General features: G+C 40.0%; 19 protein-coding genes and 1 pseudogene. 14 read left to right on the top strand and 6 right to left on the bottom strand.

From position 1 onward, the window contains the following. Nucleotides 1–529: 529 nt before the first annotated feature. From nadD to IOC57_RS05215, 8 genes are all read left to right on the top strand, one after another. Nucleotides 530–1,183: a nicotinate (nicotinamide) nucleotide adenylyltransferase gene (gene nadD, locus IOC57_RS05250; protein WP_207437719.1), complete on the top strand. Its 654-nt coding sequence runs from the start codon at nt 530–532 to the stop codon at nt 1,181–1,183. Between the two features lie 258 nt (nt 1,184–1,441). Beyond that, nucleotides 1,442–2,473 (top strand): sulfate ABC transporter substrate-binding protein, encoded by a 1,032-nt coding sequence (locus IOC57_RS05245; RefSeq protein ID WP_207437718.1) that lies wholly within the window; start codon nt 1,442–1,444, stop codon nt 2,471–2,473. Between the two features lie 67 nt (nt 2,474–2,540). Continuing rightward, nucleotides 2,541–3,380, top strand: a complete 840-nt coding sequence (cysT, locus tag IOC57_RS05240) for a sulfate ABC transporter permease subunit CysT (RefSeq protein WP_207437717.1) — start codon at nt 2,541–2,543, stop codon at nt 3,378–3,380. Between the two features lie 44 nt (nt 3,381–3,424). Next, complete coding sequence (gene cysW, locus IOC57_RS05235) at nt 3,425–4,279, top strand: sulfate ABC transporter permease subunit CysW (RefSeq protein WP_286184553.1); 855 nt, start codon at nt 3,425–3,427, stop codon at nt 4,277–4,279. A 10-nt stretch (nt 4,280–4,289) separates the two neighbouring features. Further along, a complete protein-coding gene (locus IOC57_RS05230) occupies nt 4,290–5,354 on the top strand; it encodes a sulfate/molybdate ABC transporter ATP-binding protein (RefSeq protein WP_207437715.1) in 1,065 nt (354 codons plus the stop codon). Between the two features lie 523 nt (nt 5,355–5,877). Continuing rightward, the gene (locus IOC57_RS05225) at nt 5,878–7,278 is read left to right on the top strand and encodes a C40 family peptidase (RefSeq protein ID WP_309487666.1); all 1,401 of its coding nucleotides are present in this window, start codon (nt 5,878–5,880) and stop codon (nt 7,276–7,278) included. Between the two features lie 198 nt (nt 7,279–7,476). Then, nucleotides 7,477–7,923: a hypothetical protein gene (locus IOC57_RS05220; protein ID WP_207437788.1), complete on the top strand. Its 447-nt coding sequence runs from the start codon at nt 7,477–7,479 to the stop codon at nt 7,921–7,923. Beyond that, a complete protein-coding gene (locus tag IOC57_RS05215) occupies nt 7,911–8,210 on the top strand; it encodes a YxcD family protein (RefSeq protein ID WP_207437713.1) in 300 nt (99 codons plus the stop codon). Before IOC57_RS05220 ends, IOC57_RS05215 begins: the two co-directional genes overlap by 13 nt. 142 nt (nt 8,211–8,352) lie before the next feature. Here the strand turns inward: IOC57_RS05215 and IOC57_RS05210 are convergent. Beyond that, nucleotides 8,353–9,174 (bottom strand): annotated as a pseudogene (locus IOC57_RS05210) (transposase); the annotation flags it as partial. Nucleotides 9,175–9,820: 646 nt separating this feature from the next. On the opposite strand from IOC57_RS05210, the gene IOC57_RS05205 reads away from it, so the two are divergent. Continuing rightward, entirely contained in the window at nt 9,821–10,810 is a 990-nt protein-coding gene (locus IOC57_RS05205; protein ID WP_207437712.1) for an aldose 1-epimerase, read from the top strand. A gap of 35 nt (nt 10,811–10,845) precedes the next feature. Here the strand turns inward: IOC57_RS05205 and IOC57_RS05200 are convergent, their stop codons facing one another. Then, nucleotides 10,846–12,234, bottom strand: coding sequence for an amino acid permease (locus tag IOC57_RS05200; RefSeq protein WP_207437711.1), 1,389 nt, complete (start codon nt 12,232–12,234; stop codon nt 10,846–10,848). Nucleotides 12,235–12,754: 520 nt separating this feature from the next. On the opposite strand from IOC57_RS05200, the gene IOC57_RS05195 reads away from it, so the two are divergent. The 3 genes from IOC57_RS05195 to IOC57_RS05185 all read left to right on the top strand — a co-directional run bounded on the left by IOC57_RS05195 (nt 12,755) and on the right by IOC57_RS05185 (nt 14,586). Beyond that, nucleotides 12,755–12,922 (top strand): YezD family protein, encoded by a 168-nt coding sequence (locus tag IOC57_RS05195; protein ID WP_207437710.1) that lies wholly within the window; start codon nt 12,755–12,757, stop codon nt 12,920–12,922. Between the two features lie 172 nt (nt 12,923–13,094). Further along, entirely contained in the window at nt 13,095–13,880 is a 786-nt protein-coding gene (locus IOC57_RS05190) for a serine hydrolase (protein WP_207437709.1), read from the top strand. A 109-nt stretch (nt 13,881–13,989) separates the two neighbouring features. Beyond that, nucleotides 13,990–14,586: a YdcF family protein gene (locus IOC57_RS05185; protein ID WP_207437708.1), complete on the top strand. Its 597-nt coding sequence runs from the start codon at nt 13,990–13,992 to the stop codon at nt 14,584–14,586. 15 nt (nt 14,587–14,601) lie between these two features. Here the strand turns inward: IOC57_RS05185 and IOC57_RS05180 are convergent, their stop codons facing one another. Further along, a complete protein-coding gene (locus IOC57_RS05180; protein WP_207437707.1) occupies nt 14,602–14,862 on the bottom strand; it encodes a hypothetical protein in 261 nt (86 codons plus the stop codon). Between the two features lie 283 nt (nt 14,863–15,145). Here IOC57_RS05180 and cspC point away from each other — a divergent pair, with 283 nt between their 5' ends. Next, complete coding sequence (gene cspC, locus IOC57_RS05175; protein WP_010331195.1) at nt 15,146–15,346, top strand: cold shock protein CspC; 201 nt, start codon at nt 15,146–15,148, stop codon at nt 15,344–15,346. Nucleotides 15,347–15,470: 124 nt separating this feature from the next. On the opposite strand, the gene IOC57_RS05170 is transcribed toward cspC, so the two are convergent. From IOC57_RS05170 to IOC57_RS05160, 3 genes are all read right to left on the bottom strand, one after another. Next, entirely contained in the window at nt 15,471–15,638 is a 168-nt protein-coding gene (locus IOC57_RS05170; protein ID WP_207437706.1) for a hypothetical protein, read from the bottom strand. Nucleotides 15,639–16,183: 545 nt separating this feature from the next. After that, nucleotides 16,184–17,416, bottom strand: coding sequence for an aminopeptidase (locus IOC57_RS05165; RefSeq protein WP_207437705.1), 1,233 nt, complete (start codon nt 17,414–17,416; stop codon nt 16,184–16,186). 382 nt (nt 17,417–17,798) lie between these two features. After that, nucleotides 17,799–19,286 carry an aldehyde dehydrogenase family protein gene (locus tag IOC57_RS05160; protein WP_207437704.1) on the bottom strand — a complete coding sequence of 496 codons (1,488 nt, stop codon included), beginning with the start codon at nt 19,284–19,286 and terminating at the stop codon, nt 17,799–17,801. Between the two features lie 270 nt (nt 19,287–19,556). Here IOC57_RS05160 and IOC57_RS05155 point away from each other — a divergent pair, with 270 nt between their 5' ends. After that, nucleotides 19,557–20,762: an MFS transporter gene (locus tag IOC57_RS05155; protein ID WP_207437703.1), complete on the top strand. Its 1,206-nt coding sequence runs from the start codon at nt 19,557–19,559 to the stop codon at nt 20,760–20,762. Nucleotides 20,763–20,795: the final 33 nt, after the last annotated feature.

Here is a 20,795-nt window from a genome sequence, read left to right as displayed (position 1 = left end):
AATGGCCGAGGGGTCATCTGTCCATGTAGGGAAATCCGGATGAGTACCATTTAGGAACTCATATCGATTCTCCCTATCATTTTGAAGGAAATCGAAAAAATCATCGAACTTGATCTTGATGTATATTAGGGCACTTCTACTGTAGTAAAGGTGGAAGAAGTTGGAAGGAACGGCATTAAGGTTTTTGAAGGCATCTTATTGATAGGGGTCCGGTGGCTGTTGCCGGCAACAGGTCAATGGAAGGACCTCAGTTGTTTTCCTGAATGGATTCCACCGGTTGCACCAATTTAGCACCTTCCTTGAAATAAAGGGGTGGTTGGTCCCGATTTACCTTCCGTTGACTATCTCGGCAGAAAAGAATTGCCTGACCGATAGGCACTGTCAGGCTGTGTGATTCATGTCCTCGAAGGGCTGGTTCTTGGGAGCCTCGGCTGTACGATTTGGCTGCATTGCCGCTTGCATTAGAAGATGGGGAGAGGAGTCGGACAGGGCGTTTTGAAAAAGATGGGCTGATGAGGGGGACAAAAGGATGGGCAAAATTGGAGTTTATGGATCTTCCTTCGATCCGGTCACGAATGTGCATTTATGGACAGCATCCACCATTGCACATCGTGCTAAGCTAGATAAGGTGATTTTTTTGCCTTGCGCAAATGGCCGTATCGATAAACAGATGAAAACGAGCAATGAACACCGTTGGGAAATGCTCAAGCTGGCAATTGGGGGAAACCCGTTATTCGAAGTTAGTGATTATGAAATTAATGAGCGCGCCGGAACGAGTAAACAATATACTTGGTATACGATGGAATATTTTAAAGCACGATTTCCAAGGGACGAAGTTTATTTCATAATGGGTGCAGATTTACTTGAAGATATTGATAATCAGGAGTTACCGGTACACTTGCGATGGAAATTCAGGGAAAAATTGATTGCCAATCATAAATTCATCATCATGGCACGGGATGGGATAGATATGCTGAAAATCATATCCAAAAGTCCGTTGTTAAGGAATTATGATGATGGCAATACATTTCACCTTATTGATAAAGGCCTATCCATGGAAATCAGTTCTACATATATAAGGGATGAATTCGCGATGGGCGGGGAACCAAGATATTTACTGCCTGATCAGTGTTATCAGTATATCGTGGACAAAGAGCTGTATAAAAAAGGACCAAATTCGTAAGTGTTGGGCTCGATCCCACCGTTGGATCGAGTTCTTTCGTTTAGGAAATTCTTTAATCTGCTTTTCGTGAATGAGTTTAAAAAAAGGATCTGTTTATTAACAAAACGCAGTTGACAACTTGGTATACTTTGCTTTATGTTAATGATACGTAAATTCAGAATATTTGCTGATCAGAGAACTGAAGGCATACTATCTCCTTGAAAAAAATCAAAAGGGAAGTAGTGTGCTTTTTTTGTTGAAAAAAACAGGGGGGATTCCATGAAAAAGTTGATGATCTTGACAAGTTTGACATTAGCATTCGGTTTACTCGCAGGATGCAACTCGGAAAAAACGGAAGGGGACGAAAAATCAAAATCAGTCGAGCTATTGAATGTGTCATATGACCCGACACGCGAATTGTACCAGGAATTCAATGAAGCGTTCGTGAAGCACTGGAAAGAAGAATCGGGTCAGGATGTAAAGATTCAACAATCCCATGGCGGATCTGGTAAACAGGGCAGGGCAGTCATTGATGGATTGGAGGCGGATGTCGTTACATTGGCATTGGCTTATGATATAGATGCCATATATGAAGCTAGTAACCTGTTGGCGAAGGATTGGCAGAAACGGTTACCGGAAAACTCGACACCATACACATCAACCATTGTGTTTTTGGTAAAAAAAGATAACCCTAAAGGCATTAAAGATTGGAATGATCTCATTAAAAAGGATGTATCCGTCATTACACCAAATCCAAAGACAAGCGGAGGGGCAAGGTGGAATTACCTGGCTGCCTGGGCTTATGCAGAGAAGAATTTCGATAATGATGAAACAAAAGTGAAGGATTTCATGAAAAAACTTTATCAGAATGTTGAGGTCCTGGACTCAGGGGCACGCGGTGCAACCACCACTTTTGTAGAAAGGGGAATTGGTGACGTACTTATCGCTTGGGAGAATGAAGCCTATTTAACTCTAGAAGAATTCGGTGATGACAAATATGAAATCGTCAATCCTTCAATCAGTATATTAGCAGAGCCACCAGTAGCTGTTGTCGATGAAGTGGTCGCGAAAAAAGGAACAAAGGAAGTGGCTGAAGCCTACCTGGAATACCTATATACGGATGCCGGTCAGGAAATTGCCGCGAAAAACTTCTATCGTCCAAGGGATGAAAAGGTTCTCGCTGAATATGAAGACCAATTTGCCAATATCGATATGGTGACGGTTGATGATACGTTTGGTGGATGGAAAAAAGCCCAAGAAAAGCATTTTAATGATGGTGGTACATTTGACGAAATTTATCAACCGCAATAATCATGAAAGGGAAGGTGGCTTTAACATCTTCTCCTTCATAAAACAGAAAAAGGGCTGAGGCGAAGCGATGAATACAGTGACAGAAGGTAAACAGACGAAAAAGAGGACCATACCCGGTTTTGGGTTGACGATGGGTTTTACGCTGCTGTATCTCTCCATCATCGTTTTGATCCCGTTATCCATGGTTTTTCTAAACACATTTTCAATGGGGTTCCAGGATTTTTGGGCGACCATAACTGAACCAAGGGTTCTCGCTTCTTATAAATTGAGTTTTATGACAGCGTTAACTGCGGCCTTCGTGAACGCAGTTTTTGGTGTGTTAATTGCCTGGGTGCTTACTCGTTATGAGTTTCCCGGCAAACGGGTCATCGATGGATTGGTCGATTTGCCTTTTGCCCTCCCGACTGCTGTGGCAGGTATTACTTTGACCACTTTGTACTCACCGAATGGATGGATCGGGCAATTTTTCAGCTTTAAAGTCGCTTTCACTCCTGTGGGGATCATCATCGCCCTAATATTTATAGGGCTTCCATTCGTGGTACGGATGGTTCAACCGGTACTTGAAAATATCGAAAAAGGAATGGAAGAAGCATCAGCCTCTTTAGGGGCGAATCGAATGCAGACATTCATAAAAATTATTTTCCCGGAATTGATTCCAGCGATATTGACGGGTTTTGCACTTTCTTTTGCTAGGGCACTTGGAGAGTATGGATCCGTTGTCTTCATTGCCGGGAATATGCCATTTAAAACGGAGATTTCCCCGCTGATCATCATGACAAAACTCGAACAGTATGATTATGAGGGTGCAACAGCTGTTGCAGCCGTCATGCTCATTTTTACATTTATAATTTTGTTCACCATCAATATCTTACAATGGTGGACCGGCAAAAGATATTCAGGGAAGTAGGAGGGGACATGATGGAAAATGATAATTCAGTGGTTGCTAATAAAATGAATCACCCCGTCATTCTTACGAGAAACGCAACAAAAGAGCCTAAATCCATACAGTGGGTTCTTATTTCCATTGTATTGCTATTTCTGACTTTATTTTTAGTTGTCCCATTAATCGCTATCTTTGTAAAGGCCTTTGAAAAAGGTACCGAAGCTTATTTTGCGGCCATTACACATCCTGATGCCTTGGCTGCAATTAAATTAACATTGATCGTTGTCCTCATCACTTTGCCACTTAATGCCATATTTGGGATAGTTGCTGCGTGGACCATCACTAAATATGATTTTAAGGGAAAAAACTTCTTGATAACTTTGATAGATTTGCCTTTTTCCGTTTCACCTGTCATTGCTGGATTGATTTTCGTCCTTCTGTTTGGCTTACATGGAACACTTGGTCCACTGCTGCAATCCTTTGACATTAAAGTGATTTTTTCAATACCGGGGATTGTCATCGCCTCCATTTTCATAACCTTCCCATTCATTGCGCGCGAATTGATCCCGCTCATGCAAAGCCAGGGAACGTCTGAAGAAGAGGCGTCACTCACGCTGGGTGCGGGAGGGTTTAAGACATTTTGGTATGTTACGCTTCCCAATATAAAATGGGGACTTCTATATGGGGTCATCCTTTGCAGTGCAAGGACAATCGGTGAGTTTGGAGCTGTATCGGTCGTATCTGGCCATATACGGGGCATGACCAATACGATGCCGCTTCATATTGAAATCTTATACAATGAATATCAATTTTCAGCAGCTTTTGCCGTTGCATCCCTGATGTCCATTTTTGCAATCATAACCTTGATCATTAAAAGTTTCATAGAATGGAAAACGGACTTTAAATCAGCCAAAGCGAGTTAGGAGGAATGAAATGAGTATCATCATTGAAAATGTTACAAAATATTACGGGTCTTATCAAGCACTCCAAAACATCGATTTGGAAATAAAGAGCGGTGAACTGGTAGCCCTTCTTGGCCCTTCTGGATCGGGAAAAACGTCATTATTGCGTATCATTGCGGGCCTTGAACAAGCAGAGAACGGAAAGATCCTTTTCAATGAGGAGAATTACACGCATAAGCATGTAAAAGATCGAAATGTGGGTTTCGTCTTTCAGCATTATGCCCTTTTTCGTAATATGACCATTTTTGATAATATCGCCTATGGGTTAAAGGTCCGTCCTAGAAAAATTAGGCCAAGTAAAGAAGTTATTGAACAAAAGGTTACCGAATTGCTTCAGCTCGTCAAGCTGGAAGGATATAAAGGCCGTTATCCATCCCAATTATCTGGCGGCCAGCGTCAGCGCGTCGCATTGGCAAGGGCGCTTGCCGTTGAACCGAATATCCTTTTGCTTGATGAACCATTCGGGGCATTGGATGCCAAGGTTCGCAAAGAACTTCGGCGTTGGCTAAGAAGGCTTCATGATGAATTCAATGTTACAAGTGTGTTCGTGACGCATGATCAGGAAGAGGCGATGGATGTTGCTGATCGGGTCGTAATCATGAATGAAGGGAAAATTGAACAGATTGGAACACCGGAAGAAGTATATGATCAACCGGAAAACCCCTTTGTTTATGATTTTCTTGGCAGTGTCAATCTTTTCAAAGGCAATGTTCATCAAGGTAAATTGGTAACTGGGAATGTGGAAATGAATGCCCCGGGCAGCGAAGATGGTAGGGGTACCGGTTATGTAAGGGCCCATAACTTTATCATAGAAAGAGTACCATCAGAAAAGGATTCGATTTCATCCATAATTGATCATATCCATTCAATTGGCCCTATTGTCCGAATAGAAGTCATTCGTCAGGATACAAACGAACCGCTGGAAATCGAACTGACGAAAGAACAATATTTGAATCTGAAAATAAGCAAGGGCGAAAGGGTATTCGTCCGACCAAAAGAAATGAAGGTTTTTGTCGACTATATGGCTGGAATTTAAGAATGGGTCGAATATTGACGGAAAAACCGCTGATGAGCGGTTTTTTTTGTTTTTTTATGGGGATGCCAGCAGAGCTTCCATGTAATGTAAGGGAAATAAACGGCAATTTGTTTCAAAAGGGCTTCCATGCATTCGAAATGGTCTGTTTGAATCTGCCAATGGTCTGTGGTTCCATGGTGCTAAACACTAGATAGAAAGTCTTGCATCTAAATAAGAAGGTTTTTGTGTAAAATATTGGTTGTTTTATCACAGGGAAAAGTCGAATTTTTATGTTTAATGTTAAAATTGAAATATAAATGTAATATTGTTATTACGCATTTGACAAAATCTGATGATATACTACGAATTAGATGGAAACATAGTAGAGTTAAAGAAATGTATTTAATATAATTACAATCTTAGAAAATTACATAAAGAGTAAAAAAAATAGAGAAGAGTTCCCAGCAATTTATTTTGACTAATGATTTTTCATAGAGAAAAAGAAGTGGGTCGATGGAAATGCAAGGGGAGGAAAGCAGGGGAAATGAGTTTGAAGAAAAAACTTATCGTATTGAACACGACAATTATGCTTGGATTAGGAAGCGCTTTTGCCATACCGTCTGTAAAGGCTGAATCTATCTCGGATATTCAATCGCAACGCACAGGAATACAATCAGATATTTCAGAGGCAGAACAAGTTATTCAGGAATTGAAAAAAGAACAAACGAAAATGAATTCCCAAATTGCCCAGATAGAATCGGCAATGAAAGAAAATGACCAAAAAATCAAAGAGACTAAACAAGAAATTAAAGACACCGAAAAAGATATAGATTCTTTAAAGAAAGAAATTAAAGCCTTGGAAGAAAGAATCGCAAAACGCGAGGAAGTCTTGAAAGAGCGCGCCCTTTCATTCCAAGAGAGCGGCGGGGACGTTGAGTACCTAGAAGTTGTTTTGGGTTCTAAAAGCTTTGGTGAATTCGTTAATCGTGTTGGGGCGGTAGCCGCTATCGTGGAAGCTGACCAACAGATTCTTAGCGAGCAGGAAGCGGATAAAGCTGACTTAGAAAAAAAACAAGCGACCGTTGAGAAAAAGTTGCAAAGCCTTAAGGATATGGAAGTAGAGCTTAAAGGCATGCAATCTCAAATTGAAGATCAAAAAGCTGAAACTGTCAATATGAAGGCAAAGATTGAAAAGAAAGAATCGGAAACAGAGGCACTTAAACAATCTTTAGAAAATAAAGATGCCGGTTTAGAAGCACAAATAGCTTCCATTCGTGAAAATATCAAAAAAGAGGAAGAACGTAAGGCATCAGAGAAAGCTGATCTTGACCGTGCTGCTGAAGAAGTGAATTCTTCAAATGCTTCTAGTAAAGAATCATCAAGTGAAGAATCATCAAGTTCTTCTAAAGCTGAATCGTCAGTATCTGGGTCGTCTAAAGGTGAATCATCTTCAACTTCATCTAAAAACACTTCTGCTGATAAAGCTGCAGCAGCTAGTAAACCTGAGGCTAGTAAGCCTGCAGCTAGTAAACCTGAAACTTCAAGTAAGCCAAGCAGTGCAAATACTGGCTCTGCAATTACAGCAGGTTATAAATATATCGGTAACTCCACATATAAATTTGGTGGCGGAAGAACGGCATCCGATATTGCTAACGGTTTATTCGATTGTTCAGGATTCGTTGCATGGGCTTATAAGCAAGCTGGTGTGAACCTTCCAGCCAGTACGGGTGCATTGACAAGTGCAGGACGTCAAGTTTCTAAGAGTCAAATACAACCTGGAGATTTAGTGTTTTTCAATACCTATAAAACGGATGGGCATGTCGGTATTTATGTCGGTGGCGGTAAATTTATCGGTTCCCAAAGTTCAACAGGTGTTGCAATCGCGAATATGGAAAGTGGATATTGGGCAGGTAAATTCAACGGCCGTGTGGTTCGTGTAAACTAATAGTTTTTTAATAAGCAGGGAGAAAATTCCCCCTGCTTATTTTTTTTGAAAAAAATCGAAAAAAGTGAAACTTATTTTGAAATTCAACGTAAATACTATAAGATAAAACAAGGATAGGTGATGTGGACTTTCAGTTAATCTGGGAAAAGATATAATGAAACAACATTCCATACTATTAAACGGAGGCAAAAAAACATGATGAAAAAATTTATGGCTGCATTACTTACAATTACACTAGCATTCTCGCCAGTCGGAACTTATGTATTCCAGGATCATTCGGAGTCAGTCGATGCAAGGGGTTACAAGTCTGGAAAAAGAAGTTTTAACAGCAACAACAATAATAATTCGAATTTCCAAAATAAAGAGACGAAGAAGTCCGATGCTACCACTACTAATAAAGCGAAGACTGATACAAAAAGTGGAAACTCATTCACAAAGGGCGGCTTAATGAAAGGAATTATGCTAGGTGGACTGGCAGGTTTACTTTTTGGTAGCCTATTCGCCAATATGGGAGCGCTTGGTTCTATACTAGGACTATTAATCAACGTGTTAGCAGTTGTTGCATTAATCGTTGTAATCCGTAAAATATTCACATATTTCAAAGATAAGAAGAAGAAAGAGGATCCAAACCCATGGAGAGGCTAAAGATTTCCGAACAAGATATCATTAACGCGGTTTGTGTTTATATTGGCCGTAAAAAGCAGGTTCAACCCAATGAGGTAGAAGTGGAGTTAATGTATGATGATGATTATGGCTTTTCGGCGGAAGTCTTTGTCGATGGCCGAAAACAAGTGTTAATTACCATCAACTTGATAGAAGCGCTTCGCTTATGGTTGGATGAATATATGAATAAAGATCCATACTCCGGTATTGAACTTGTTTTGGATGATGAAGAAGGTATAGTGGCTTTAGTAAGTGAGAGTAATAGATAAGTAAAAAAGGATGCCGTTTAGGCATCCTTTCAGTTTGTAGACAAAAGGGGCTCGGAATTAAAAATTCCGAACCCCTTTTGAAATCCTCTTTGAATGTTCGACTAAAGTTAGGAGATTAGGGCTGCCCACTATGTTAGGTCAGTTATGGACCTTGCCATGTCCAATTAGCCACCTTCTTTACATTCATGGCAGCGAAAGTAAGCATCGCCTGCATCGACCCTTTTTTAAGTCCCCTTAAAGGAGTCCAACGCATACCATGCTTTTCTTTTGCATCTGTGAATACACGCTCAATCGTTTCTTTACGTTTCGCATAGATAGGTTTTACATCTTGATGATGACGCAGATGATCTGCCTCTTCCACATGTGTTTGCCAGATATGCCGAGCCACCACTTTTTGATAAACTTTGCTTTCTGTACACCGTGATAAAGATGAGCAGGTTGCACAGATGTGTTTGCGAGATTTATACTCGCGATAGCCCCCTTTATTGGTTGTTGAATACGTTAATAGCTCACCCGTTGGGCAAATGAAACAATCAAAATGTTCCTCGTATACCTTATTCATGCTTGCTATAGAACCCTTCTTTTGTTTGAGGACGTGCATAGGGCAAAGCCGGTATGATTTCTTTGTTAAAAGGTAGTTTGTAATCTCTGGTGTTTTATAAGCTGCAACTGCGGCAACGGCTTCAAGTTTTCCAACTTTCTCAATCACTTGTTCAACAAGTGGCTCTTAGATTTGACTATCATGTGTATTTCCGGGTGTTACAATCGTTCCTCTTACATAATTGTTGCGTTCTCCGGCCGCGGAATGAATAGGCAAACTGTTTTTGTTCTCTCATCTTTCACCTAGTAGCCACTCTCAGAATCAGTTGTACTTTCTATTTATTTCTTTGGTTTCCTTCTTACCAAATTTATCCGGTGGAAAAGGCTTCTTGCCATGGTTTTCACGATCTTGATTTATTTCATCTCGAAGGCGTCCTCCCTCAGAATACATCTCTTTCACTAAGTCATAAATGATAGAGAAGTCCATGGCAGCCTCCATTTTTTGAACCAAATGGTTCGAGGGCACCAGTTGATCTCGCTGAATAGAATCATGTTTAGAAAGCATCATCCTCATCACCTCAAGTTTTAATACGTTTATTTTAAAACAAAAAAGGCTCTAGGCAAAAGGTTCTATCTTAAAGTTAAAACAAAGTTGATTGGAGCGGGTGTTCGAGACTACTGAGGGAAAAGCGCGTCTAAGGGAGACCCCGCACGCGAAAGCCCGAGGATGCTTCCGGACCGCCCGTGGAAAGCGAGTGCCTGGAGTTGAAATCAAGGGCCAAATTGTACAAGCCATAAAAAAATGTAGACAAGCTCGATTTTCATCGAGTTTACATTCTGAAAGGATGACGTCTAGGCATTCTTTTTTTATTTAATAAGGTTTAAGGTTAGTCGATTGATGTGAGGGAAAAGGATAATAGAAAAATAGTAAAGCAAGCTAACAAAATCTTAGATTACCAGCACTTATTTCAAACAAATAAATAATTAGAATCAAATGTATTTCCATTTGTTGCAAAAAATGGTTGGTGGAAGTAGGATGGATATATGTTCAAGCCAAAGGGGGAGAATAAGTGACAGGTTATTATATAGAAGATATCATTTTTTTAAATGAAAAGGCCATAAAGTTCGGCAATGAAAAAGTGGAAGCGATACTCGCGCCATCTTTAGGAAGCAATCTGCTTTCGTTTAGGTACAAGCATAAAGATAAAGATAAAGATATAGAGGTGCTGCGAACTCCGGATAGTGCGGGAGAGTATAAAAAAGCACCCATTTTATATGGAATGCCAATCCTTTTCCCTCCCAATCGAATTGAAGATGGTCAATTTACATATAAGGGGACTACGTATAAGTTTCCAATCAATGAAATGGGAAAATCCAATCACATTCACGGTTTTTTGCATGACAAGCCGTGGCAAGTCTGCAAAAAGGAAGTGAACGGGAAAGAAATCGTCATTAATACTGAATTTTCAAGCAGCGATTTCGATCTAAAAGGTAGCTTGCCACAAGATATCACTGTGAATATGTCTTTGTCTTTAAGAGATGAAACATTGGATATCCAATTGGAAATCACCAACAAGGGCAATGAACCCTTTCCATGGGGAGCGGGTTATCATACTGTATTCAATTTTCCATTTGGAACAGGGAGTCAATTAAAGGATTGCAGAATATCTCTTCCCGTCAATAAACAATGGGAGTTGAATGAAAGGTCATTGCCCACTGGCACAATTCATGAAACGGCCAATACTTTGGAAATCCAAAATGGGTTTAACTTGGAAGGTCGGCTGTTTGATGACTTATTTGGCTATGATGAGGAAAGAGCTCTGAGAAACGAGTGCATCCTTACTGACCAAGAGGCTGGTATACAGGTCATTTATCATGGCGATCAACATTTTAAGTTTTGGGTATTGTTCAACCAGGAGGGGTTCGTATGTCCTGAACCATATACATGGGTAACGAATGCTCCAAATTTGGATTTGTCTGCAAAATTGACTGGATTGAGGGAGTTAAGTTCAGGGGAAACAGTAAAGCTGAGAACTAGATTGGCAATAAAGGAAATATAAAAAAACACCTTGGCGAAGGCCGAGGTGTTTTAAGGTTATGATTTTTTTCTCATCCAGAGCGGGTATAAGACGATTCCGAATACATATAAGGCAATGCCAAGTATGAATGTATTCATATCAGCTGTACCTGTCTTGATGACCCAGATCGAGTAAAGTAAAGCCAGGATGGTGATGATGCCATCACGTACTCTAGAGCCTTTCATGACATCATAGGTTTCCCCAGTCATGACTAGTTTCAATTGATACAGAACGGAAGCAAGATACGGGATCAAGTAAGCAAGTGTAGCGACGATCATCGAGAATTTATAAGCTTCCAAAATCGTACCCGAGATAGTGGAGAATAAGAATATCTGTGTCATAATATTTGTTATTGTCATAGAACGGACGGGTGTTCCATTTTTGTTTGCTTTCGCAAAATAGGCCGGAAACAGATCCGATTTCGCTGCCTGGTAAGGAACCTCAGAAGCAACGACAATCCATCCGATTGTAGATCCTAATAAGGAAATGACGGCAAGAGCAGCCATAAAATATGTGCCGCTTGAACCAACTACAGCTTGCAGTGCGTCTACAAGTGGTTTTTGTGATATTTTCAAATCATCTTGTGATATGGCACCCATCGTCAATAAAGTAATGCCGATATAAATGGCAACAGCGATAAGCAATCCAAGAATCGTCGCTTTCTTTACGTCATTTTGTGACTTAGCACGGTTTGAAAGCATGACGGCAGCTTCAATACCGATGAAGGCCCATAATGTTGAAATTGCAGCTGCATTTACTTGATCACCCAAAGAGATCGCAGATCCCGTCTTATCATAAAATTCAGCTCCGTTCCCTAAATTGGAAGTATCGAAGATGAAAATCGTGATAATGATGAAAAATAAGAATCCAAGCACTTTGGTAACCGTAGCAAAAAGATTCATTTTCCCAGCACTGTTAAAACTTCTTACCAAGATTGCCTGAATCCCCCAAAGGGCAATGGAACATACCACAAACGTTAATGCTTTACCTAGCTCAAGTTGAAACGAACCCGCTGTATAAATAACTTTCGAACTATGCATCACCGGGAAAAACGTTGATAGGTAACCAGCAAATGAAATGATGACTGAAGCTGTCGCAGCCCAATTCGCAGCCCAATAGCCCCAAGCCATGCTATATCCTGAAACCCTTCCTTTAGCAGGTGATTTAAATAATGATTGAGCATAACTTTGCGGTCCAGCCTTCAAATCCGGTTTCCGGACAGCCAGGTTACCAAACACCAATGCTATTAGAAAAACTCCCAGTCCAGTAACAATCCATGCCAATGTGGCCCCTAATGGACTGGATACTTGTGCTAATTGAGCAGGGAGCATGAAAATTCCGCCGCCGACCATATTTCCAATTACGAATGTGGTCAAAATCAATAAACCCCATTTTTTATTTCCCATTTATATCGAACCTTTCTTAAATACAAAGTGTGTGTTTATCCCGACAACTTATACTAAAATAGTATATCTCAAATAGTTTAGTTTGGTAAAGTGGTAAATAAGTAAAATGTAAAACGCAGACTAATCAGAAAATTTAAATACAACATTGACAAAAGGGTGAATCTGGATTATATTAGTAATACCAAGTTAATTGGTAAGAATAATGTGGTTTGTTGCTTTGAATCGTATTTTTCTATAACATAGGCAACACCTGAATTGCCGATTAGTCAACTAAAGGCACCCTTAAATCTAATTTATTAGATGGCGGGTGCCTTTTATTTTTTATAGTGAGGGGAGGGGAATATGGAGTTCCTATTAACTGGTTATTCTTATACGGAAAGTAAAGTGATGAGGATATGATAGGTAAACCAAGTTCCTCAAGAAAATATGAAAGTGGGAAGCGAACATGCGCTTTTCGTCGATCCTTTTTAACATTAGTCATGAAACGAAGCTTTATTACCAGTAGTGAAGGGGAGATATTATGGAAAAGAAAGAAGAATTTAAAATCAGGCATATCATTTCAAGCTTGGAAGAACTGCAATATGGATCCGTGATAATAACCATACATGATGGTGAAATAACACAGGTGGATACAACCGAGAAGAAACGATTCCCGCTAGAGAAGAGCCGGACCGTAAAAGCCAGGTGAATAACAGTTGTTAAGGGAGCTTTCGATATGAAGGCTCTTTTTATATGAAAATTTATTCAATTTGAAATTTATAAGAAGATTGTACTGCTTTTAACATGGTAGAATAAGTTAGGGGATAAGTGATTTTTTTATAGGGGATTAAATGATATCCAAGGGAGGAATAGGGAAAGAGATGACCTTACAAACTATAGAACATGATATCTTGGCATTAATTGAAACATTTAATGGGAAAATCGCATATAAAATTGAAAATGGTCTTGGGGACACGATTGGATATCACAAGGATGAATCCTTTCAATCAGCGAGTTTGATCAAAATACCAATGATCATCGAAGGTTATCGTCAAAGTGAACAAAAGAAAATTTATTTGAATCAACCAGTGACCATCCCGCCTAATGAAGTGACTGGGGGATCTGGGGTCCTGCATGTTTTATCGAATAAGGTATTTTTAACCGTAGAGGATTTATTGACATTGATGATAACTGTTTCCGACAATACATCCACGAATATGATGATGAACCTGTTGGGCTTTGAGGAAATCAATCAATGCATCAAGGAACTTGGTTTGAAAAATACGGTTCTTGAACGAAAAATGCAGGATTTTAAGGCATTAAAAGAAGGGCGTGACAATACCATATCGGCAGAAGATACGATTACCTGTTTAAAAGCCATACATACAAGCAACTTTTTAACGAGGGAAAGCAAGGAAAGAATATTGCGTGTCTTTGACAACCAGCAATTAAGGGATAAACTTCCATCCCTGATGGGCAGAGGGGTCAAGGTCGCAAGCAAAACGGGCGGAATTCGGGGAGTTGCCCATGATTGTGCGATCATTCGTTCAGAAACACAAACTGTTTATGCTGCAGTTCTTACTGAAGATATGAAATCAGAGGAAGAAAGCCGTCAAGTAATCAGTAAAATAGGAAAATTGATATATGATGATATGGTCGCGGAATAAACTGTCATATTGAATAATTTAGGGGAAAGCGGGAAGTCTTTCATGATTTCCCGCTCTTTGTTCTTAGTTATATAGGGGTTATTGGAAAAAATTAAGTAATAGGAAGAAAATGAAGTGGGGAAAAACTTTGAAAAGGGCGATGAAATTTTGTGTAATAAGCGTTATCGCAGTACTGGTGTATTTTGGATTTTTGCACATGAAAATTCAAGAAAGCATTCACCAGCAAATTCCGGAAAATGCCGATTACCTCATTATTCTTGGAGCAAGAGTCAAAGGTTCGGTTCCCTCATTATCCTTACAATACCGGATTGATAAAGCTGCAGAATATTTAACTGCAAATAAACATACAGTGGTCATTGTATCTGGCGGCAAAGGACCGGGAGAAGATATATCGGAAGCAAAAGCAATGCAACAGGGACTAATCGCCCAGGGAATTGAAGAAGCACGCATCATGATGGAAGATAAATCAACAACGACGTACGAAAATATTGTTTTCTCTAAAGAACTCATTCCTGATACAGCAGCTTTAGGATTGATCGTAAGTAATGACTTTCATATCTACCGGGCGGTTGAAATAGCAAAAAAAGAAGGCTTGGACATGAAGGGAATACCGGCAAAGACACCAAAAGTGTCACTGTTGAAATCATATATCCGTGAATATCTTGCCATTACGAAATATTATTTGACTGAGTTGATTGGGAGGTAACATCCAGTGGCTCTCTTAAAGTTGAGGGCTGTCATTATTCGACTTCCACGACAACATTAGGAACTTCCCAAAAATCTTTCTCTTGATATAGCTCCTTAAGTGTCTTATAAACGGGGTAACCGGTATAGGAAATCTCGACTTGCTCATATCTATATCATCAACAAAACCAAGTTGATCATCGATTTCCATTAAATAAAGTCCGAGTGCCTCATACCCGCTATAGGCTACAATAACCTTACTGTGAAGACCGCTATTAGAAACTTTGTAATATTTCATTGATTGACCTCCTTGTTGTAAATTCTTTAAGTGGTTGCTTATTCTTATACTCTGATATACCCGTTAATCGACATCTGAATCATTTAATTGGATAATATAGGGATATAATGTAAATAGGAGGCAAACCCGTATTTTTAAAAATATTTCTAGAAATTTGCAATCTTTATCATTTCATGTTAATCTAATAAAGAATTGTTTTTGATTGTGGAAGAGGATAATAATTATTTTCCAAATGATTAAAAATAGTAATACAATGTGTGTTATGCACTAGGAGGCAACAACAATGGAACAAGGTACAGTTAAATGGTTTAATGCAGAAAAAGGTTTTGGATTTATCGAACGTGAAAATGGAGACGACGTATTCGTACATTTCTCAGCTATCCAAAGCGAAGGCTTCAAATCTTTAGACGAAGGTCAAAAAGTAACTTTCGACGTTGAGCAAGGTGCTCGTGGAGCTCAAGCTGCTAACGTTCAAAAAGCTTAATTTTAAAATTAAATCGTAACCTATATGAACAGACTTCCCGATGGGGAGTCTGTTTTTTATTGTGCTTAAAAATAAAAGCAAAAAAAATCCCACTCTGAGCTGAGTAGGGTTTTAGGGACGGGTATTAAGATTTTTTTAATTCTTCCTCAAAGAAAAAAGTAGTTGGTTGTTCTTTTACAGTATAAGAATATCTTTTCATGTTTTTTACATATGCCCATTTATTAATGGTTACTAATTCATTAGTATCTTGAATAGTTACTGTTTCACCAGTATTATACTTATTGCTTTTCAATTTAGCCACCCTCTTTACTTATAGTATAACATATTTGGGGATAAAAGATGCGTCCAAGATATTACAAGGATATATTAGATTAAAAAAATCAGGCTAAGTAAATGGCACTGAGCTCAATAATTTTGAACGATATAAAGAGGAAGATAAAGGGTAATGGTTTTGCGAATATAGAAGGTGAAAGGCGGAATGCGGAATGCGTTTTTTTTAGCTTACGAGGAATGGATCACGCAGTTTGGGTTTATGCGGAGTCCGGTTTAGGAAATCTATTCCATTTATCTATTACCGTATGAAAGCAGAGTGCTACATATATGGAGCTTTTTTATTTCCTGGAAGAATTTCTTAATGACTTTTGAGGAATGGCGAATCAATCATTTCTTTATGGAGAGGTTGCCCAGCAAACGGCATGAACTGTCATTTCGTTTGCTGGGCAACAGCTGTGATTGATTAATGGGCATGAAAAAATAGCCACAATGTTCCCTAGCAGGAAACACGTGGCTATGAAAAAAATGAAGGTTTTCAAGTGATGGACGCTTAATGACATTTAATTAAAACGCCCAATCCCCATTACGGAAGACAGGTTCTGTAGTGCCGTCCTGTTTGATGCCGTCGATGTTCATTTTATCTGATCCAATCATGAAATCGACATGTGTAAGGCTTTCATTCAGTCCATTTTCTGCAAGCTCTTCCGGACTCATGCTTTTTCCGCCTTCAATACAGAAAGCATAGGAACTGCCGATAGCGAGATGGTTTGACGCGTTTTCATCGAATAATGTATTGAAGAATAAAACATTCGATTGGGAAATTGGTGAGTTGAATGGAACCAGTGCCACTTCACCAAGATAGTGTGAACCTTCATCCGTATCAACCAATTGTTTTAGGATTTCTTCCCCTTCTTCAGCTTTTACTTCAATGATCCGTCCTTCCTTAAAGGTCACGGAAAAATTATTAATGATGTTGCCGCCGTAACTAAGGGGTTTAGTACTGGAAACTGTACCATTAACACCTGTTTTCAATGGAACCGTAAACACTTCTTCGGTCGGCATGTTAGCCATGAATTCATGACCCTGTACGTTAACGCTCCCTGCTCCGACCCAAAGATGTTTGTCAGGTAACTCAATTGTCAGGTCGGTTCCAGGAGCCGTGTAATGTAATTTTTGGTAATGCTTGTCATTTAAATAATCAACCTTTTCATGCAGGGTATCATCGTGTTTTTTCCAGGCCTTTACAGGATCCTTCACATCAACACGAACTGCTTTGAAAATGGCTTCCCAAAGCATATCAACGCGTTTTCCTTCTGCCTCCTCAGGGAATACTTTATCGGCCCAAGCTTTTGAAGGGACGGCGACTATGGACCAGCTAACTTTATCGGATTGCATGTACTGTCGCCACTTTTTCAATGCAGTCCCGGATGCTTTTTGGAAGTTCGCAATTCTTTCAGGCTTTACACCTTTCAATAAGTCTGGACTGGAGGAGATGACGGATAGATAAGCAGCTCCGTTTTCTGCAAGTTCGATCGTTTCTTCTGCACGCCACTTTGGATACTCATGGAACACCTCATCGGGAGCGAGTTCATATTTAGTGCGTGAAACGATATCGTCATTCCAATTAACAATGACATTACGTGCACCGTTTTCATATGCTTTCTTCACAATGAGACGCACAAGGTCAGCGCCTTCTAATGTTGTGTTTACGACCAGGGTTTGATCTTGTTGGATGTTTACGCCGACCTTTACGGCAAGTTCTGCATATTTTTCTAAATTCTTTTGAAAATCACTCATCTTTTCAAAACTCCTTTTCCATTTTCTACATTTATAATTGTACTTATTGTTCTATAAAAAAGAAACTTTTTACATCGTTTGTGAAAACTTATAGTTAATTAAACGAAGGAATTCTTTATTACGGGAAAGGAGCTGAAATCAATTGGATCAGGTTAGGTTCATTCACTTTAGTACAAACCCCGGCATCATACCGTTTGAGTGCATAACCTCCCCAGCCATCTCAAGCAGCAGCCGGTTTGCCAATCTTGGATTCTACCAAAATTATGGAAGGGGAGACTATTGAAAGGGTTTGAATAGTTGCATATTTTACTTATTTTGTACAAAGAACCAATGGACTGAAGAAAGAGGGCCTCTTTGAGACCCTCTTCTTCATAGTCAAAAATCACTTACCTAAATTAATCCAAACGCTTTTCACTTCAGAATAGTTGTCCAGTGCATAGGATCCCATTTCACGTCCGATTCCGGATTGTTTGTAACCCCCGAACGGGGAAGCTGCGTCGAAAGCGTTATAACAGTTCACCCACACTGTACCGGCACGAAGTTTCCCTGCAACATAATGGGCATTGGCTATATCGCTTGTCCATAAGCCGGCAGCCAATCCATATTCACTGGCATTTGCACGGTCAATGACATCATCTAAATCCTCGAAAGGCATTGCAGCTATGACGGGCCCGAAAATCTCTTCTTTAGCAATCGTCATATCCTCTTCAACACCAGCGAATATAGTAGGAGAAACAAAGTAGCCTTGTTCACCCGGTTTATTTCCGCCTACAAGAACCTCTGCACCCTCGTTTTTCCCTTTTTCAATATAGCCCATTACCCGATTTTGCTGCTCCTGGGAAACGAGCGGTCCAATTTGAGTACTTGGATCTAATCCTGCCCCTTGTTTGATGTTTTTTGCATGGCTGGCCATATCGGCAACAACATTATCATAATGTTTCTTTTGAATATAAACCCTTGAACCTGCACAGCATACCTGCCCTTGGTTGAACATGACCCCATTCAAGGCTCCAGGGATGGCTTTTGAGAAATCGGCATCAGGTAGGATGATGTTTGGCGATTTCCCTCCAAGTTCCAATGTGACCCGTTTCAATGTATAGGAAGCGGAACGCATGATCAATTTTCCGACTTCGGTCGAACCGGTAAAGGCAATTTTATTTACTTGCGGATGGTCGACAAGTGCTTGTCCAGCGGTTTCTCCAAAACCGGGAACGATATTGACGACTCCATCAGGGAAACCTGCTTCAGCCAGTAAATCAGCCAGGTAAAGAGCGGATAGGGGTGTTTGCTCAGCAGGCTTTAATATGACCGTACAACCTGTAGCAAGTGCCGCTCCCAGTTTCCACATCGCCATAAGAAGCGGAAAGTTCCATGGGATGATTTGACCGACAACACCAACAGCCTCGTGTTTCGTGTAGTTAAAGTAATTTCCGCTTACCGGAATGGTCTGTCCAACAATCTTGGTGGACCATCCAGCAAAATATCTCATATGCTCAATAGCTAAAGGAATGTCGGCATTGGTAGTTTCACTGATTGGTTTACCATTATCCAACGTTTCCAATTGCGCAAGTTCAGTTTTATTTTCTTCCATTAAATCGGCAAGTTTATACATAAGTCTACTGCGTGCGGCTGCGCTCATTCTTGACCAAGGCCCCTCATCGAATGCTTTGCGTGCAGCTTTGACGGCTAAGTCGATATCTTCTTTATCAGCTTCATAAACATCAGCAAGTTTTTGTCCTGTTGCGGGATTAGGAGTGGAAAAGGTTTTTTTTGAAGCACTTTCTACAAACTGACCATTAATATAGAGCTTTTTTGGCCCTGTTAAAAATTTTTGCAGCTTTCCACTTACTTCTAACGTTAGATTGGTCATAATTACCCTCCTGAATAAAATGATTATCTTGGGCAAAACATGATGACTTATTGTTAACGCTATGATTTATGCCAATTTTTATGATAAATGAAAAAAAGGGAATATTCAATCAATATCATTCGACAGTATATCCAAGATTTCTTCATTATTTTAAAAAAGAGATATTTTTTGTCATGACATGTGTAATTACTGTAGCAAAAATGAAAGTTAATAGTTAAAATGAATAAGGATAAAATAACTAGAAGGTCTAAAGTTCTTCAGGAGGAATATATGGAAAATAATGCGAAAATGATTTCGCAGCGTAAGTTACTTGGTGTTGCGGGTCTTGGTTGGATGTTCGATGCACTTGATGTCGGTATGCTTTCTTTCATCATTGTTGCATTAAAACAGGAATGGAATTTAACCAGTGAACAAGTTGGCTGGATTGGGAGCATAAACTCTATAGGAATGGCAGTTGGAGCCGTTTTCTTTGGTGCGATGGCCGACAGGGTAGGACGAAAGAATGTTTTTATCATTACATTATTATTGTTTTCAATCGCAAGTGGCCTGTCTGCAGCTGTCAGTACACTCAGTTTGTTCTTGATACTGCGATTTTTGATTGGAATGGGACTTGGAGGAGAACTTCCGGTTGCATCGACATTGGTCTCTGAGAGCGTTGAAGCGAGCAAAAGGGGAAGGGTCGTCGTCCTTCTTGAAAGTTTTTGGGCTGTCGGCTGGATTTTGGCAGCACTCATATCCTACTTCATCATTCCAGCTTATGGTTGGCGGGTTGCGTTGTTATTGAGCGCAGTTCCAGCATTTTATGCGCTTTATCTGCGCTTGAAACTGCCGGATTCACCGAAATATACGGAACTTGAAAAAAGGCAGCGACCATCTGTATTAAGCAATATGAAAAGTGTCTGGAAAAAGGAATACTCCCGTCAGACCCTTGTATTGTGGATTCTATGGTTTTGCGTGGTCTTTTCTTATTATGGGATGTTTTTATGGCTGCCAAGTGTGATGGTCATAAAAGGCTTCAGCATGATTCAAAGCTTTGAATATGTTCTGATCATGACGCTTGCACAGCTTCCGGGCTATTTTTCAGCTGCATGGCTGATAGAGAAGATGGGGCGTAAATTCGTTTTGATCACATACTTAATTGGAACGGCCGTCAGTGCCTTTTTCTTTGGATCGGCAGAGGGGTTAGCACTGCTGATAATTTCCGGGATGTTCCTATCTTTCTTCAACCTAGGGGCTTGGGGTGCACTTTACGCGTATACACCTGAGCAATATCCAACAGCAGTTCGTGGTACAGGAGCTGGGTTAGCTGCAGGGATCGGGAGGATTGGCGGTGTGCTGGGACCGTTGCTTGTAGGGTATTTAGTTGCAGCTGACACTCCGATTTCATCGATTTTCACCCTATTTACAATTGCTATTCTAGTGGGAGCAGTTGCCGTAGCTTTTGGGAAGGAAACAAAGAATACCGTTTTGACATAAACAAGAGTGTGTTCGGAATGGTCTCACCCCGAA

It is taken from the genome of Bacillus sp. SD075 (assembly GCF_017355165.1).
In the GTDB taxonomy this organism is placed as follows: Bacteria; Bacillota; Bacilli; order Bacillales; family DSM-1321; genus Peribacillus.
This window is presented reverse-complemented; position numbering and strand designations above follow the sequence as displayed.

Bases quoted from the DNA above. Each gene is read 5' to 3' on its own strand.
- nadD (WP_207437719.1), top strand. From the start codon at position 530: ATGGGCAAAATTGGAGTTTATGGATCTTCCTTCGATCCGGTCACGAAT.
- IOC57_RS05245 (WP_207437718.1), top strand. From the start codon at position 1,442: ATGAAAAAGTTGATGATCTTGACAAGTTTGACATTAGCATTCGGTTTA.
- cysT (WP_207437717.1), top strand. From the start codon at position 2,541: ATGAATACAGTGACAGAAGGTAAACAGACGAAAAAGAGGACCATACCC.
- cysW (WP_286184553.1), top strand. From the start codon at position 3,425: ATGAATCACCCCGTCATTCTTACGAGAAACGCAACAAAAGAGCCTAAA.
- IOC57_RS05230 (WP_207437715.1), top strand. From the start codon at position 4,290: ATGAGTATCATCATTGAAAATGTTACAAAATATTACGGGTCTTATCAA.
- IOC57_RS05225 (WP_309487666.1), top strand. From the start codon at position 5,878: ATGAGTTTGAAGAAAAAACTTATCGTATTGAACACGACAATTATGCTT.
- IOC57_RS05220 (WP_207437788.1), top strand. From the start codon at position 7,477: ATGAAAAAATTTATGGCTGCATTACTTACAATTACACTAGCATTCTCG.
- IOC57_RS05215 (WP_207437713.1), top strand. From the start codon at position 7,911: ATGGAGAGGCTAAAGATTTCCGAACAAGATATCATTAACGCGGTTTGT.
- IOC57_RS05200 (WP_207437711.1), bottom strand. From the start codon at position 12,234: ATGGGAAATAAAAAATGGGGTTTATTGATTTTGACCACATTCGTAATT.
- IOC57_RS05195 (WP_207437710.1), top strand. From the start codon at position 12,755: ATGGAAAAGAAAGAAGAATTTAAAATCAGGCATATCATTTCAAGCTTG.
- IOC57_RS05190 (WP_207437709.1), top strand. From the start codon at position 13,095: ATGACCTTACAAACTATAGAACATGATATCTTGGCATTAATTGAAACA.
- IOC57_RS05185 (WP_207437708.1), top strand. From the start codon at position 13,990: ATGAAGTGGGGAAAAACTTTGAAAAGGGCGATGAAATTTTGTGTAATA.
- IOC57_RS05180 (WP_207437707.1), bottom strand. From the start codon at position 14,862: ATGAAATATTACAAAGTTTCTAATAGCGGTCTTCACAGTAAGGTTATT.
- cspC (WP_010331195.1), top strand. From the start codon at position 15,146: ATGGAACAAGGTACAGTTAAATGGTTTAATGCAGAAAAAGGTTTTGGA.
- IOC57_RS05165 (WP_207437705.1), bottom strand. From the start codon at position 17,416: ATGAGTGATTTTCAAAAGAATTTAGAAAAATATGCAGAACTTGCCGTA.
- IOC57_RS05160 (WP_207437704.1), bottom strand. From the start codon at position 19,286: ATGACCAATCTAACGTTAGAAGTAAGTGGAAAGCTGCAAAAATTTTTA.
- IOC57_RS05155 (WP_207437703.1), top strand. From the start codon at position 19,557: ATGGAAAATAATGCGAAAATGATTTCGCAGCGTAAGTTACTTGGTGTT.